Raw genomic sequence first — 13,427 nt, 5'->3', positions numbered from 1 at the left:
TTACTAAACAGAAAAAAAGGCAAAAGAAACCCTAGGGTAGCTAGTTATTCACTATCCATTTTTTAAGTTGGCGTTTTTTTATGTTTTAAATGCTTTATAAGCGCATTTTAGCTTATATTAGGTAAAAACCTAGAAATTTTATAAAGACATAAGGTGCACATAGTGCAAAAAATTAAACATGAGACGCCAGATACGTGAGTTTTTTTGTCATTTAATCTGTACAGAGAAGATAAATAAATAGCTTCAGTTTCATGATAAGGGGGCTGGCGGAGTTTGTCAAGGAATTTTTATGCAAGAGATCTATTGAAATGCCCCTGTAAAATCATACTATTAATTAGTGCACTGTAAATTTAAAATTATAAATATGTTAAGCAGATTGGTAATTTTGCTATTAGTTTTTATACTTCCTTTTTCTTCATACTCATACCAGTTTAGAACCAAAGCAAAGCAAGCAGTAGTCTTAGATTTAGCTTCAGACTCGTTCATTTTTGACCATAATTCCGATGAAAAAATGGCCCCATCTTCAATGAGCAAGTTAATGACTTTATATATAGCCTTCGATTATCTAAAAGCTGGAATAATACACATGGAGGATAAATTTCGAGTAAGTAGAAAAGCGTGGGAAAGGAGAGGCTCTTCTATGTTTTTGAAAGAAGGTCAATCCGTTACGGTGAGGGAATTACTTGAAGGAATTACAATAGTCTCAGGCAATGATGCCTGCATAACACTAGCCGAGGGCATTGCAGGATCAGAAGAGAATTTTGTGGCTGAAATGAATGAAGTTGCACAAAATTTGAATCTGAATGACAGTCATTTTGTCAACTCAAGCGGGTGGCCAGATGAAGATCATTTTATGAACGCAAAAGACTTGGTAATGCTGGCAAAAAGGATTTTCACCGATTTTCCTGAATATTATGATTTATTTTCCGAACAATATTTGACATATAATGAAATTGTACAAAAGAATAAAAATCTTCTACTTTTTCACGATATTGGGGTTGATGGCTTAAAAACCGGTTATACAAATGCTGGTGGTTACGGCATTGTAGCATCTGCAAAACGAAATGATAGGAGAATTTTTGCTGTCGTAAATGGTTTAAACACTGAGAAAGAGCGAATAGAAGAAGCAAAAAGATTGATACAATACTCCTTAAATCATTTTAACACTAAGAAAATATTCGTTAAAGACAGCGTAGTTGAGGAAGTAAATGTTCTCTATGGAAAAGATAGAAAAGTGCCTATTACAGTTACAAACGATGTTACCATAACTTACAACCGCAAATTGCATGACCAAATTAAGGTGCGTATTGAATATAAAGATATGATACCTGCACCCATTAAAAAAGGTCAAGAAGTGGGCAAAGTTTTTGTAGAAATACCAGGTATTGAGCAACAAACTACACCACTTTATGCAGCAAATGACGTGCAGGAATTGAATTTCGTAGAAAAGTTTTTTAGGATGTTATTTTAAGTTTGATATTAAAGCAATTTCGAAAGAGAGATTTATTGCACTTTAGTGTAGTTTTAACTAACAATTTCTGTTACAATACAAGATTGAAATGTTACGAAAATGTGCTGGTTATATTTGTTGCTGTCTAGTATCCTAGAGATACTGTGGGCTGTAACGCTAAAGTTTAGTAACAGTTTTACTAAGGTTGTGCCTTCGATTGCAACATTGGTAATTATGATCATTAGCATTTATTTTTTATCTCTTGCAGCATGCTTTCTACCTATTAGAGTATGCTATGCAGTTTCCTCTGGAATATGCACAATTGGAATAACTATAATTGGTGCAACCACTTTCACAGAGAATATTAATTTATCTCAAGTTTTATGTATCGTTTTAATTGTAATAGGAACCATAGGGCTAAAGCTCTCTATTTAAACCTAAAGTTTATGCATGAATTGGATATATTTACTCTTATCGTCACTAATTGAAGTGTTCTGGGTCATAACACTTAAGCATAGTTATGGATTTACTCATCTCGTACCATCAATAATTAGCATACTCTCCATGGCTCTTAGTACATATTTACTTTCGCTCGCTACACGTTCTATACCTATCGGAGTATGCTATGCAATTTGGACTGGAGTGGGCGCTATAGGAGCTTCGATACTTGGAGTTTACCTATTTGATGAACCAGTTAATTTATTCGAAGTAATATGCTTTATTTTAGTTACATTCGGGATTATAGGATTAAAATTGTTTGATACTGCAAAACAAACTGTTGATAAAATGGAATAAAAGATCCCACTGGGATGAAAGAAGCAGATACTCCATATTGTCATGCAAATTGGAATCCAGACTTTTTTCTATACAGCATGGTGAAGACGGGAAACCGTAACCGTTCAGACAATGGCGTCAACTTAAGGAAAAATATCAGCGATAGTGTATAAAATTTCTCTCTAAATTTTTTATCATTAAATTATCCAAAGAGTGCAAGGGACAGCACTTTTGTTTCTATTTTATTGCAACAAAAAAGTTTAAAATGTGTCTTTTTTAGGTGAGGCATGCAAAAAGGAAAAGATCTTATCTTACAAATTAAAAATGCAATATACTCGAAAACTTTTCAGAAAATCTATTGTGTTGAGTTTTACACGAACAAGAAAACTTCCTTTTTCGACAGTATTTTCTATAGACCTGCTGCGAATCAAGCGATAAAAAAAAGGAAAGGAGGGTGAATAAAATCAAGGTTAACTAAAAGGTGTGCTTAAGATTTACAATACCAGCAATAATATTGAACCTCAAGTTATATTTTTTCTGAAAATTGCGATAAACATTCGACATAATCTTAAATATCTTTATCTCTCGGATCTTATTTTTTACTCTCATTCTAAATGATGCTAACCTTCTATTATGCTCTTTCTGCTCTGGAGTTAATGGCTTTTTACGATACTTTTTATATGGAATTATAACATTGCTTTGCAATTTTTGCCAACCTTGATATCCAGAATCAGCATGTTTTATGCTATCAAGTGGTAAATATTTTTCTTGTTTCCTTATGCGAAAATCACTAATTCTACCACGGTATGACTTTGACACTGATAAAATTCTTCCTCCTTCTTCGATAATAATCTCAGTTTTCATAGTGTTGGTTCTTTTTTTTCCTGAATATGATTTCTTCCGTTTTTTACTATCTTCTGGCCTCTGTATTTGCTGTTCTGTAACATCAGCCAAAATCTTCAGTATTTTTTCTGGCGTCATACTTCTATCTTTTGTTATAGTCACTTTTTTGGCGAGTAATGGCTCTATTCTCTTAAGTAACCTACATACATTTGCGTTGTGCACATTGAATAGGCATCCTAAAAATCTATGTGTTATGTAAGTGCGATAGTACAAAATTACGCAAAACAACTTATCTTCCAGAGTTGGTAGTTTTGATCTTCTACCATGACACTTTTTCTGTTTTTCAAGTTTTTTCCATCCAGACCTCACTTTTTCTACTACTTTTTCGAACTCCTCTATACTTAAACCTGTTATATTACGAAAGTTTCTTGGGTGTTTTTTCATATTATAGTAACTAAAGCTCATTTTTTTTCCTTACTTGATCTGCTTATTCTTCTTCTACCCCTCTCACATCATTTTTTCAATCACCTTTTGCAGCAGGTCTTCATTTATTTCTTCATGTGATAGAAACTTTCCCTCTCTTGCTTTCATCCAATCCAGAACTTCTACCAGAAAGCGACCATAAACGTTCTTTTTATCGATATTATTAAATTCTTTGCCTAACTCATTCTCAATGATTTCCGCTAGTTTTATCTCGTTAGGTTGATTTACTGCAAATACTAATTTATCAAAAAATTCCCTTATATTCTCTTCTAACTTGCCTTCATTTGTCATTCGCTCAAACTCACGTTGCCATACCTGATTTCTTTCCAATTTTCTTTTTGAGTTTTGATCTGATTTACCTTGAAGTTCTTTTATCTCCTTTTCCAATTCTTCTATTGCTTCTTTTACAGCACTCTTAAATGCCGGTTGCACTATTGAAATCATGTTATCGTGAGTACAAGAGAACTTGTATCTCGTACCGCCGTATTTAAAAAAAATATCACTAGTGCTTATTACTTCAACTGCAATTTCTATTCCCTTGTTTGGTCCCGAAGTTTTTGCTTTCAACTTTTTTATTGTATTTTGTGTTGTACTTTGAGCTAGGCTCTGTGGACAAAATTTTAGAGAAGCCATACAAGAGCTCCAACAAAATTGAGAAAACCAATAAAAACCTCAGCAGTTTTATCAAATCTGGAAAAAATGCGCCTAAAATTTTTAATTTTACCAAAAAAACACTCAATCAAATGACGTTCTTTGTAGATATGCTCATCGTAATACCTTTGCACTTTTCGATTCCGTTTTGGCGGAATAACTACTTTACATCCCTTGTCTTCAAGACTTGTAACAAAGGCATTGCTATCGTAGCCCTTGTCAGCTACTACAGTAGAGTTATAGATACTTTCGGTCAACACTTGTGCCTGCGTAATTTCATTTCTTTGACCAGGAGTCAGAGTAAATTTAAGTGGATTTCCAAGTGCATCGACAAGCGCATGTATTTTAGTTGTAAAGCCACCTTTGCTCCTCCCTAAAGCTTCTTGATCCTTGGAGTTTTTTGTATATCCAGATGAACATGGATGGGCTCGGATGATCGTACCGTCGATTATAGCAACTTCTAAATCAGGCTCTTGTTTAGTATATTCAAGCAATTTTTTCCAGACATCTCTTTCACACCATCTTTTAAATCGCTTATGTATACTCCTGTAATTACCATAAGTTTTTGGTAAAAGTCTCCATTGGCAACCACTTCGCACTATGTACCACACTGCCTCTATGAATATTCTTAAACGTTTTTCATCTTTGCTGTGCATTCCTTTTACGCTTTTTATGAACTCTAAAATTTGTTTCCAATTTTCCTCTTTGATGTAATATTGCATATGGTAGTTTCTCCATTTTTTACCTATTAGGCTAAACTACCATCTTTTTCTCTCTTTTCATATTTTTTGTCCACAGAGCCTAGATCGAAACCGATATTAGTACAGATAGTAAAGTCCTTTAGGTCACCATCTGCAAAATCTGGATTAATTTTAATCTTTAGATAGGAAACAAAATATTTTGGAACACTAAATTCACCACTTTTATTTTTTGAAAGCAATTTACCTACACCGATTTTTTCGCATTCATTTTGCTTGTGTTTGTTTTGTATAAACCTATGTACTATTTTTTCATTTTTCCTATCCTGAAAAACAATATCATCAAAACCCGTAGCTGATTCCATTTCTGTAGCTAAACGGAAAGAATATCCAACATCTACTGCACGTTTGAGAAGCAGCATTACCCACTTTAGTTGGTAGATATCACCATGAAGAGACCGCTTTCTTCCCCAAGCAGGATAAGTTTCAGGCATCCTCAACCTCACATAATTTTAAAAATAGTACCAACAAATGGTAAAAAAGTTATATGTCATGATATACAGATATCGTAACAAAGACCTTGGAATATCTACGAGATGTGCTGTTATGTAAATAAAAAAATGTGACTAATTACTTAATCTCTCACTCAAAATTGAATTCACAACATCAGGGCTGGCTTTTCCCTTGGTGAATTTCATGACTTCACCAACAAAGAAACCATATAATTTTGTTTTACCGCTTTTGTATTCTTGAACTTTATCTTGGTTGCTATTGATGATTGTGTCGATAACTTCTGATATTTGACCTTTATCTGTGATCTGTTTTAGGTCCTGCTCTTCTATAATTAAAGATGCAGGTTTGCCAGTTTCAAACATACTATCGAATACTTGTTTGCCAAGTTTAGCAGAGATTGTTCCATCAACGATAAAATCTAAGAGTTCTGACAAAGCATTTGCTTTGATTGGGGAGCTCACAATATCAATATTTGCTTTATTTAAACGACCGAAAAGCTCTACAGTTAACCAGGTAACGGCGAGTTTTGAATCATGTTTTTTTATCAATTCCTCAAAATAATCAGCAATTGCTTTATCGGAGGTAATGACGTTTGCATCGTATTCGTTGATACCCAATTCCTCAATGTATCGCAGCTTTTTTTGATCCGGTAACTCAGGCAAAGATGATTGAATTAAATCAATCTTCTCCTGGCTTACCTCAACTGGTAACAAGTCAGGCTCAGGGAAATACCTGTAGTCGCTTGCATCCTCTTTGTTTCGCATCACTTTTGTTTTTCCCGAAGCAACGTCAAACAATAAGGTATCTTGACTTATTTCTTCTCCACTTTCTAAAATTTCAATTTGTCTTTGTATTTCATAGTCTATAGCTTGCACAATATGACGTATCGAGTTCAGATTTTTTATCTCACAACGAGTGCCAAATGTATTACTGCCTTTTAGGCGGACAGAAACATTTGCATCACAACGAAGTGATCCCTTTTCCATATCACCATCACATGAACCAATGTAACGCAAAATCTGCCTCAATTTTTTCATGCATTCTGCAGCTTCCGCAGATGAACGGAGATCTGGTTCTGAAACAATTTCCATTAAAGCAACCCCTGCACGATTTAAATCTACATAAGTTTTGCTTTCCTCATGAACGCTCTTTCCTGCATCTTGCTCTAAATGAATTCTCGCAATTCTTATTTCTTTTTCATTATCGTTGATAAATACTCTACCGTTTTTAACTATTGGCTCAAAAAACTGGGTTATCTGGTAACCTTGCGGTAAATCAGGATAAAAATAATTTTTCCGATCAAAGTAAGAACACTTATTAATTTCTGCAGAAAGTGCAAGACCGGTGCGTATTGCTTGCTCTATGCAGTAATAATTTAGTATCGGCAGCGTACCTGGCATTGCTGCATCAACTAGAGAAACTTGAGTGTTATGCTCAGCACCAAACTCCGTTGATGAGCTAGAAAATAGCTTCGTATTAGAAGAAATTTGAGCGTGCACCTCAAGCCCAATTACCGCTTCCCAATCCTCTTTCGTCATGTATTTTATTTAAATGATAATCTTAATATTCTGCAAAATTAACACAAAAAGTCAAAACAAAACTCATGTTAGCTAGGCTCTGTGGACAAAAAATATGAAAAGAGAGAAAAAGATGGTAGTTTAGCCTAATAGGTAAAAAATGGAGAAACTACCATATGCAATATTACATCAAAGAGGAAAATTGGAAACAAATTTTAGAGTTCATAAAAAGCGTAAAAGGAATGCACAGCAAAGATGAAAAACGTTTAAGAATATTCATAGAGGCAGTGTGGTACATAGTGCGAAGTGGTTGCCAATGGAGACTTTTACCAAAAACTTATGGTAATTACAGGAGTATACATAAGCGATTTAAAAGATGGTGTGAAAGAGATGTCTGGAAAAAATTGCTTGAATATACTAAACAAGAGCCTGATTTAGAAGTTGCTATAATCGACGGTACGATCATCCGAGCCCATCCATGTTCATCTGGATATACAAAAAACTCCAAGGATCAAGAAGCTTTAGGGAGGAGCAAAGGTGGCTTTACAACTAAAATACATGCGCTTGTCGATGCACTTGGAAATCCACTTAAATTTACTCTGACTCCTGGTCAAAGAAATGAAATTACGCAGGCTCAAGTGTTGACCGAAAGTATCTATAACTCTACTGTAGTAGCTGACAAGGGCTACGATAGCAATGCCTTTGTTACAAGTCTTGAAGACAAGGGATGTACAGTAGTTATTCCGCCAAAACGGAATCGAAAAGTGCAAAGGTATTACGATGAGCATATCTACAAAGAACGTCATTTGATTGAGTGTTTTTTTGGTAAAATTAAAAATTTTAGGCGCATTTTTTCCAGATTTGATAAAACTGCTGAGGTTTTTATTGGTTTTCTCAATTTTGTTGGAGCTCTTGTATGGCTTCTCTAAAATTTTGTCCACAGAGCCTAGAATTGATAAGAGAAAACTTTTTTTCAACCTGTTGTATGATTTTATAAAAGTGATCGAAATCTAAGCTTGCACTGCCAATTAAAACTCCTGATAAATTTGAAATATTTAACAAATTTTCTATATTTTCTGAACTGACTGAACCACCATATATAATGTGTTTTTTACTAGTACACAATTTTATTACCTCTATCACCTCAGCAATTGCATCATTATTTGGCACATGACCTGTGCCTATTGCCCATATTGGCTCATATGCTACGGTATATTCACCGTGTGTTGGCAAGCGGTTTTTGCATTGATATTCTATTACTTCTTTTGTTTTTTCATTCTTATAATCTTCTGAATTTTCACCTACACAGATAATTGGGTGTAAGCCTGATTCTATTGCTATTTCTGACTTAAGTTTTATTTCACTATCTTTTTCATTGGCCCTTTCAGAATGCCCAAGTATTACGTAAGTACACCCTAGTTCTTTTAACATTTCTGCGCTAATTTCACCTGTGTAAGAACCGAACTTTTTATGATGGCAATTCTGTGCTCCTATATTAATATTATTGTTCAACTCTATACTGCTTGGAAATGACGTAAAAGGAGGGCAAATTACTAATTTAGAGGTAATTTCGTTGCTCTTGTCGTTAAGTTTGCCTATAAAGTCAACAAATGAAGAACGCATTCCATTCATTTTCCAATTTGCTACTATTAAAAAGGACATCAACTTTACTTATATGAGTGAGAGTGCCGGCTGTCGGACTTGAACTGACAACCTACTGATTACAAGTCAGTTGCTCTACCAATTGAGCTAAGCCGGCGTTAAACACATTAATAATATACAATTATCAATGAATTTTAGTCAACTAATTTTTAAAATACTGTATAATGAAAATAATATGAAAAAATTTTTACTGAAGCCAAAAAAGAGTCTAGGGCAAAATTTTATTTTATCGAGTGAGATAACAAAAAAAATCGTCGCTTTAGCTGGTAGTCTGGAAAATTTTAATGTCATTGAAATTGGTCCTGGATATGGTGCATTAACAAGAGAAATATTGGTGCATAATCCAAAGTCTCTACTTTCTATAGAAAAAGATAGAGATTTAGTAAAACACCATGACCAACTGCTAAATGAGCATCAAGGAAAGTATAGAATTATAGAAGCAGATGCACTGCATGTTACAGAAGAAGAGCTGATAGAGCGCCCAGTTAAAGTTATTGCTAACTTGCCTTACAATATCTCGGTAGTGTTATTTTTAAAGTGGTTAAATAATATAAAATTTTTTACGAACTTGACATTAATGTTTCAAAAAGAGGTAGCAGATCGCATTACGGCAAGACCCAATTCTAAAGATTATGGTTCCTTATCAGTGCTAAGCCAGTTACTATGTGATATAAAAAAGGAATTTGATATTGAACCTAAAGAGTTTTTTCCAAGACCAAAAATACATTCTTCAGTAATTACAGTAAATCCTTTGCCTATCCCAAAATTTGCAGTAAATTTGGAAACCTTAACAAGATTAACACGTGCTGTTTTTTCTCAAAGAAGAAAGATGCTGAGAAATAGCTTGCAAAATATAACGAACCGCCCTGAAATCATCTTTGAAAACGCTAAATTGAGTGGAAACGAACGCCCAGAAAACTTAACTATTGAGCAGTTTTGTTTGCTGGCAAATAATGTAGAATGCTTATTTTGCAATAAAATGTATTAGCAGCTATATATTCTGGTATCTCTTCTATCCCCTAAAAACAGTGAGAGCTATACGACAGAGCTACACCAGCTTCTATAGCTCCGCTTCTGTCATCCTATGACTTACTGTACGAACATTGCAATATGGCACATAGTAAACGATGTCATTCCAGTCTGGAATCCAGCTTTTTCATAATCATTAAAACGTTGTATTTTAACATAAAACGGCTACTTTTATACTTAATAAAATTCCTGGATCCCAGTGTCTGGGCACTGGGATGACATCATAGGGACACTGGAATGACATCATAGGAGGCTTGGATGACACTTAACGATTTGAAGAACCGTCATCCCGCTGCTTGTTAGCGGGATCTAGGCTCTGTGGACAAAATTTTAGAGAAGCCATACAAGAGCTCCAACAAAATTGAGAAAACCAATAAAAACCTCAGCAGTTTTATCAAATCTGGAAAAAATGCGCCTAAAATTTTTAATTTTACCAAAAAAACACTCAATCAAATGACGTTCTTTGTAGATATGCTCATCGTAATACCTTTGCACTTTTCGATTCCGTTTTGGCGGAATAACTACTGTACATCCCTTGTCTTCAAGACTTGTAACAAAGGCATTGCTATCGTAGCCCTTGTCAGCTACTACAGTAGAGTTGTAGATACTTTCGGTCAACACTTGTGCCTGCGTAATTTCATTTCTTTGACCAGGAGTCAGAGTAAATTTAAGTGGATTTCCAAGTGCATCGACAAGCGCATGTATTTTAGTTGTAAAGCCACCTTTGCTCCTCCCTAAAGCTTCTTGATCCTTGGAGTTTTTTGTATATCCAGATGAACATGGATGGGCTCGGATGATCGTACCGTCGATTATAGCAACTTCTAAATCAGGCTCTTGTTTAGTATATTCAAGCAATTTTTTCCAGACATCTCTTTCACACCATCTTTTAAATCGCTTATGTATACTCCTGTAATTACCACAAGTTTTTGGTAAAAGTCTCCATTGGCAACCACTTCGCACTATGTACCACACTGCCTCTATGAATATTCTTAAACGTTTTTCATCTTTGCTGTGCATTCCTTTTACGCTTTTTATGAACTCTAAAATTTGTTTCCAATTTTCCTCTTTGATGTAATATTGCATATGGTAGTTTCTCCATTTTTTACCTATTAGGCTAAACTACCATCTTTTTCTCTCTTTTCATATTTTTTGTCCACAGAGCCTAGAGATACCGCGAATGAATCGTGGTATGATGTAGGGAAACCTTTCTTGGGTTAGCTATAGAATGCTTATTCTGCAATAAAATGTATTAGCAACCATATAGCTTTTCTATCTCCTAAAAACAGTTAGAGCTATACAATTAAAGGCTCCTAGCTAATTTTGCCTATTGCAATTTAATTAATTGGCGTATAAGCTTTAAATAAAGCCTATGAAAAAAATGGAAGCTTGTTATTCGTTTGACGATATACTTCTTTTGCCAGCCTATTCTAATATATTGCCTTGCGATGCAGATACAAAAACTTATTTAACAAATAGTATAGAACTAAATATCCCTCTCATATCCTCTGCAATGGATACTGTTACTGAATCGGGCTTTGCAATAGCTATTGCCCAACATGGAGGGATAGGTTGCATACATAAGAATTTATCAATAGATGAACAAGTTTTAGAAGTAAGAAGGGTGAAAAAATATGAAAGTTGGATCGTGTATAACCCAATTACGATTTCACCGGATAAAACAGTTGCGGAAGCAATTTCATTAATGAGAGAGCACAATTATTCTGGCATTCCTGTAGTCGATCAACGCAAGTTAGTTGGAATTTTAACTAACCGAGATGTGAGATTTATTGAAGACCAGAACATGAATGTAAAAGTTTCCGAAGTGATGACAAAAGATAAGTTAGTGACAGTGCGGGAGCAGGGAGTGAATAGTGCCTCAGCAATGAAATTGTTGCATGAAAATAGAATAGAAAAGCTTTTGGTCGTAGATGAAAATTCTTGTTGTATAGGTTTAATTACGGTTAAAGACATTGAAAAATACAATAGATACCCAAATTCATGTAAAGACAGTAAAGGGCGTCTCAGAGTTGCCGCTGCAATTGGCACTGGTAAAAAAGATGGTATAGACAGATGTGAAGCTTTGATCGGAGAAGAAGTTGATGTAGTTGTTGTGGATACTGCTCACGGTCATTCCGAAAACGTTATCAATACCATTAGGGAAATAAAAAAGATGTATCCTAATACGCAATTAATTGGCGGAAACATTGCAACAAAGGAGGCTGCTGAAGCGTTGATTGATGCGGGTGTTGATGCAGTGAAGGTTGGAATAGGACCAGGATCAATCTGTACAACCAGAATAGTTACAGGTGTTGGTGTGCCACAATTCTCTGCAATCAAGAATGTTGCAGAGGCGTGTAGAGCAAGAAACGTCAGACTAATTGCTGATGGTGGGGTAAAATACTCAGGAGATGTTGCAAAAGCTATTGCAGCTGGTGCTGACTCTGTGATGATTGGTTCGATTTTTGCTGGCACTGACGAAAGCCCAGGTGAGATTATTATGTATAAGGGCAGAGCATATAAAGGCTATCGAGGAATGGGATCTATTAGTGCAATGAAACGAGGTTCAGCTAGCCGTTATTTTCAAGATAAAGATTCAAAACTCAAATTAGTTCCACAAGGAGTGGAAGGAAGAGTTCCATTCAAAGGTCCAGCTTCAGGAGTAATCCATCAATTGATTGGCGGATTGCAAGCTGCAATGGGGTATACTGGTAATAGGAATATAGAAGAGATGAAAAAAAATTGTAAATTTGTTACTATTACTGCATCAGGATTAAGAGAGAGTCACGCTCATGATATAGTCATTACACAAGAAGCTCCAAATTATGCTTATCAAACGTCCAATTTGTCAACCGATTCGGAGTAGTCCAGAAAAAGTAGAGAGAAAGTTAAGACGTTTTTGGAGTAAAATAAAACGTTTTTTCAAAATATGACAAATAGAAGAGAATATACAGCAGAATTCAAATTAGAAGCTGTTAAGCTGGTTAAAGAAACAGGTCAAGCAAGTACAAAAATAGCAAAAGATCTAGGCTCTGTGGACAAAATTTTAGAGAAGCCATACAAGAGCTCCAACAAAATTGAGAAAACCAATAAAAACCTCAGCAGTTTTATCAAATCTGGAAAAAATGCGCCTAAAATTTTTAATTTTACCAAAAAAACACTCAATCAAATGACGTTCTTTGTAGATATGCTCATCGTAATACCTTTGCACTTTTCGATTCCGTTTTGGCGGAATAACTACTGTACATCCCTTGTCTTCAAGACTTGTAACAAAGGCATTGCTATCGTAGCCCTTGTCAGCTACTACAGTAGAGTTATAGATACTTTCGGTCAACACTTGTGCCTGCGTAATTTCATTTCTTTGACCAGGAGTCAGAGTAAATTTAAGTGGATTTCCAAGTGCATCGACAAGCGCATGTATTTTAGTTGTAAAGCCACCTTTGCTCCTCCCTAAAGCTTCTTGATCCTTGGAGTTTTTTGTATATCCAGATGAACATGGATGGGCTCGGATGATCGTACCGTCGATTATAGCAACTTCTAAATCAGGCTCTTGTTTAGTATATTCAAGCAATTTTTTCCAGACATCTCTTTCACACCATCTTTTAAATCGCTTATGTATACTCCTGTAATTATCATAAGTTTTTGGTAAAAGTCTCCATTGGCAACCACTTCGCACTATGTACCACACTGCCTCTATGAATATTCTTAAACGTTTTTCATCTTTGCTGTGCATTCCTTTTACGCTTTTTATGAACTCTAAAATTTGTTTCCAATTTTCCTCTTTGATGTAATATTGCATATGGTAGTTTC

General features: G+C 35.0%; 14 protein-coding genes, 1 tRNA gene and 2 pseudogenes. 8 read left to right on the top strand and 9 right to left on the bottom strand.

The window, feature by feature from the left end; translation table 11 throughout:
* The first annotated feature begins 364 nt into the window (after nucleotides 1-364).
* The 4 genes and pseudogenes from OPR60_RS05155 to OPR60_RS05140 all read left to right on the top strand — a co-directional run.
* Nucleotides 365-1,471: a D-alanyl-D-alanine carboxypeptidase family protein gene (locus OPR60_RS05155; protein WP_065095190.1), complete on the top strand. Its 1,107-nt coding sequence runs from the start codon at nucleotides 365-367 to the stop codon at nucleotides 1,469-1,471.
* Nucleotides 1,472-1,570: 99 nt separating this feature from the next.
* Complete coding sequence (locus OPR60_RS05150) at nucleotides 1,571-1,885, top strand: DMT family transporter (protein ID WP_007548371.1); 315 nt, start codon at nucleotides 1,571-1,573, stop codon at nucleotides 1,883-1,885.
* Between the two features lie 15 nt (nucleotides 1,886-1,900).
* Nucleotides 1,901-2,245, top strand: a complete 345-nt coding sequence (locus OPR60_RS05145) for a DMT family transporter (protein ID WP_006279756.1) — start codon at nucleotides 1,901-1,903, stop codon at nucleotides 2,243-2,245.
* Between the two features lie 266 nt (nucleotides 2,246-2,511).
* Nucleotides 2,512-2,659, top strand: a pseudogene (locus tag OPR60_RS05140) (IS4-like element ISWosp8 family transposase); the annotation flags it as partial.
* A 39-nt stretch (nucleotides 2,660-2,698) separates the two neighbouring features.
* Here OPR60_RS05140 and OPR60_RS05135 read toward each other — a convergent pair.
* The 5 genes from OPR60_RS05135 to gatB all read right to left on the bottom strand — a co-directional run bounded on the left by OPR60_RS05135 (nucleotide 2,699) and on the right by gatB (nucleotide 6,950).
* Complete coding sequence (locus OPR60_RS05135; RefSeq protein ID WP_265040152.1) at nucleotides 2,699-3,532, bottom strand: transposase; 834 nt, start codon at nucleotides 3,530-3,532, stop codon at nucleotides 2,699-2,701.
* Nucleotides 3,533-3,574: 42 nt separating this feature from the next.
* A complete protein-coding gene (locus tag OPR60_RS05130) occupies nucleotides 3,575-4,183 on the bottom strand; it encodes a hypothetical protein (protein ID WP_265040150.1) in 609 nt (202 codons plus the stop codon).
* Nucleotides 4,171-4,923 carry an IS5 family transposase gene (locus OPR60_RS05125; protein WP_265039637.1) on the bottom strand — a complete coding sequence of 251 codons (753 nt, stop codon included), beginning with the start codon at nucleotides 4,921-4,923 and terminating at the stop codon, nucleotides 4,171-4,173. The genes OPR60_RS05130 and OPR60_RS05125 overlap by 13 nt, the downstream gene beginning before the upstream one ends.
* 26 nt (nucleotides 4,924-4,949) lie before the next feature.
* Nucleotides 4,950-5,393: a hypothetical protein gene (locus tag OPR60_RS05120; RefSeq protein ID WP_265040149.1), complete on the bottom strand. Its 444-nt coding sequence runs from the start codon at nucleotides 5,391-5,393 to the stop codon at nucleotides 4,950-4,952.
* A 132-nt stretch (nucleotides 5,394-5,525) separates the two neighbouring features.
* Nucleotides 5,526-6,950 (bottom strand): Asp-tRNA(Asn)/Glu-tRNA(Gln) amidotransferase subunit GatB, encoded by a 1,425-nt coding sequence (gene gatB / locus OPR60_RS05115; protein WP_065094585.1) that lies wholly within the window; start codon nucleotides 6,948-6,950, stop codon nucleotides 5,526-5,528.
* A 155-nt stretch (nucleotides 6,951-7,105) separates the two neighbouring features.
* Here gatB and OPR60_RS05110 point away from each other — a divergent pair, with 155 nt between their 5' ends.
* Nucleotides 7,106-7,858 (top strand): IS5 family transposase, encoded by a 753-nt coding sequence (locus tag OPR60_RS05110; protein ID WP_265039632.1) that lies wholly within the window; start codon nucleotides 7,106-7,108, stop codon nucleotides 7,856-7,858.
* Here OPR60_RS05110 and OPR60_RS05105 read toward each other — a convergent pair.
* Nucleotides 7,824-8,591, bottom strand: coding sequence for a triosephosphate isomerase (locus OPR60_RS05105; RefSeq protein WP_265040345.1), 768 nt, complete (start codon nucleotides 8,589-8,591; stop codon nucleotides 7,824-7,826). The two genes, OPR60_RS05110 and OPR60_RS05105, sit on opposite strands and share 35 nt — an antisense overlap.
* Nucleotides 8,592-8,615: 24 nt before the next feature.
* Nucleotides 8,616-8,688, bottom strand: a tRNA-Thr gene (locus OPR60_RS05100).
* Between the two features lie 78 nt (nucleotides 8,689-8,766).
* On the opposite strand from OPR60_RS05100, the gene rsmA reads away from it, so the two are divergent.
* On the top strand, nucleotides 8,767-9,579 hold the full coding sequence (gene rsmA, locus OPR60_RS05095; protein ID WP_065095044.1) for a 16S rRNA (adenine(1518)-N(6)/adenine(1519)-N(6))-dimethyltransferase RsmA: 813 nt from the start codon (nucleotides 8,767-8,769) through the stop codon (nucleotides 9,577-9,579).
* Nucleotides 9,580-9,950: 371 nt separating this feature from the next.
* On the opposite strand, the gene OPR60_RS05090 is transcribed toward rsmA, so the two are convergent.
* Nucleotides 9,951-10,703 (bottom strand): IS5 family transposase, encoded by a 753-nt coding sequence (locus tag OPR60_RS05090; RefSeq protein ID WP_265039745.1) that lies wholly within the window; start codon nucleotides 10,701-10,703, stop codon nucleotides 9,951-9,953.
* A 286-nt stretch (nucleotides 10,704-10,989) separates the two neighbouring features.
* On the opposite strand from OPR60_RS05090, the gene guaB reads away from it, so the two are divergent.
* The gene (gene guaB, locus OPR60_RS05085; protein ID WP_065095043.1) at nucleotides 10,990-12,483 is read left to right on the top strand and encodes an IMP dehydrogenase; all 1,494 of its coding nucleotides are present in this window, start codon (nucleotides 10,990-10,992) and stop codon (nucleotides 12,481-12,483) included.
* 63 nt (nucleotides 12,484-12,546) lie between these two features.
* Nucleotides 12,547-12,690 (top strand): annotated as a pseudogene (locus OPR60_RS07050) (transposase); the annotation flags it as partial.
* Here the strand turns inward: OPR60_RS07050 and OPR60_RS05080 are convergent.
* Nucleotides 12,664-13,416, bottom strand: a complete 753-nt coding sequence (locus tag OPR60_RS05080) for an IS5 family transposase (RefSeq protein ID WP_265040148.1) — start codon at nucleotides 13,414-13,416, stop codon at nucleotides 12,664-12,666. The pseudogene OPR60_RS07050 and the gene OPR60_RS05080 sit on opposite strands and share 27 nt — an antisense overlap.
* Nucleotides 13,417-13,427: the final 11 nt, after the last annotated feature.

Source organism: Wolbachia endosymbiont (group A) of Trypoxylon clavicerum (assembly GCF_947251665.1).
In the GTDB taxonomy this organism is placed as follows: Bacteria; Pseudomonadota; Alphaproteobacteria; order Rickettsiales; family Anaplasmataceae; genus Wolbachia; species Wolbachia pipientis.
The sequence above is the reverse complement of the archived record's forward strand: the minus strand, read 5'-3'. Positions and strand labels throughout refer to the sequence as shown.

Excerpts from the sequence above, each read along its gene's own strand:
- OPR60_RS05090 (WP_265039745.1), bottom strand. The coding sequence starts at position 10,703 with ATGCAATATTACATCAAAGAGGAAAATTGGAAACAAATTTTAGAGTTC.
- OPR60_RS05125 (WP_265039637.1), bottom strand. The coding sequence starts at position 4,923 with ATGCAATATTACATCAAAGAGGAAAATTGGAAACAAATTTTAGAGTTC.
- OPR60_RS05120 (WP_265040149.1), bottom strand. The coding sequence starts at position 5,393 with ATGCCTGAAACTTATCCTGCTTGGGGAAGAAAGCGGTCTCTTCATGGT.
- OPR60_RS05135 (WP_265040152.1), bottom strand. The coding sequence starts at position 3,532 with ATGAGCTTTAGTTACTATAATATGAAAAAACACCCAAGAAACTTTCGT.
- OPR60_RS05145 (WP_006279756.1), top strand. The coding sequence starts at position 1,901 with ATGAATTGGATATATTTACTCTTATCGTCACTAATTGAAGTGTTCTGG.
- OPR60_RS05150 (WP_007548371.1), top strand. The coding sequence starts at position 1,571 with ATGTGCTGGTTATATTTGTTGCTGTCTAGTATCCTAGAGATACTGTGG.
- rsmA (WP_065095044.1), top strand. The coding sequence starts at position 8,767 with ATGAAAAAATTTTTACTGAAGCCAAAAAAGAGTCTAGGGCAAAATTTT.
- OPR60_RS05080 (WP_265040148.1), bottom strand. The coding sequence starts at position 13,416 with ATGCAATATTACATCAAAGAGGAAAATTGGAAACAAATTTTAGAGTTC.
- OPR60_RS05130 (WP_265040150.1), bottom strand. The coding sequence starts at position 4,183 with ATGGCTTCTCTAAAATTTTGTCCACAGAGCCTAGCTCAAAGTACAACA.
- gatB (WP_065094585.1), bottom strand. The coding sequence starts at position 6,950 with ATGACGAAAGAGGATTGGGAAGCGGTAATTGGGCTTGAGGTGCACGCT.
- guaB (WP_065095043.1), top strand. The coding sequence starts at position 10,990 with ATGAAAAAAATGGAAGCTTGTTATTCGTTTGACGATATACTTCTTTTG.
- OPR60_RS05155 (WP_065095190.1), top strand. The coding sequence starts at position 365 with ATGTTAAGCAGATTGGTAATTTTGCTATTAGTTTTTATACTTCCTTTT.
- OPR60_RS05110 (WP_265039632.1), top strand. The coding sequence starts at position 7,106 with ATGCAATATTACATCAAAGAGGAAAATTGGAAACAAATTTTAGAGTTC.
- OPR60_RS05105 (WP_265040345.1), bottom strand. The coding sequence starts at position 8,591 with ATGTCCTTTTTAATAGTAGCAAATTGGAAAATGAATGGAATGCGTTCT.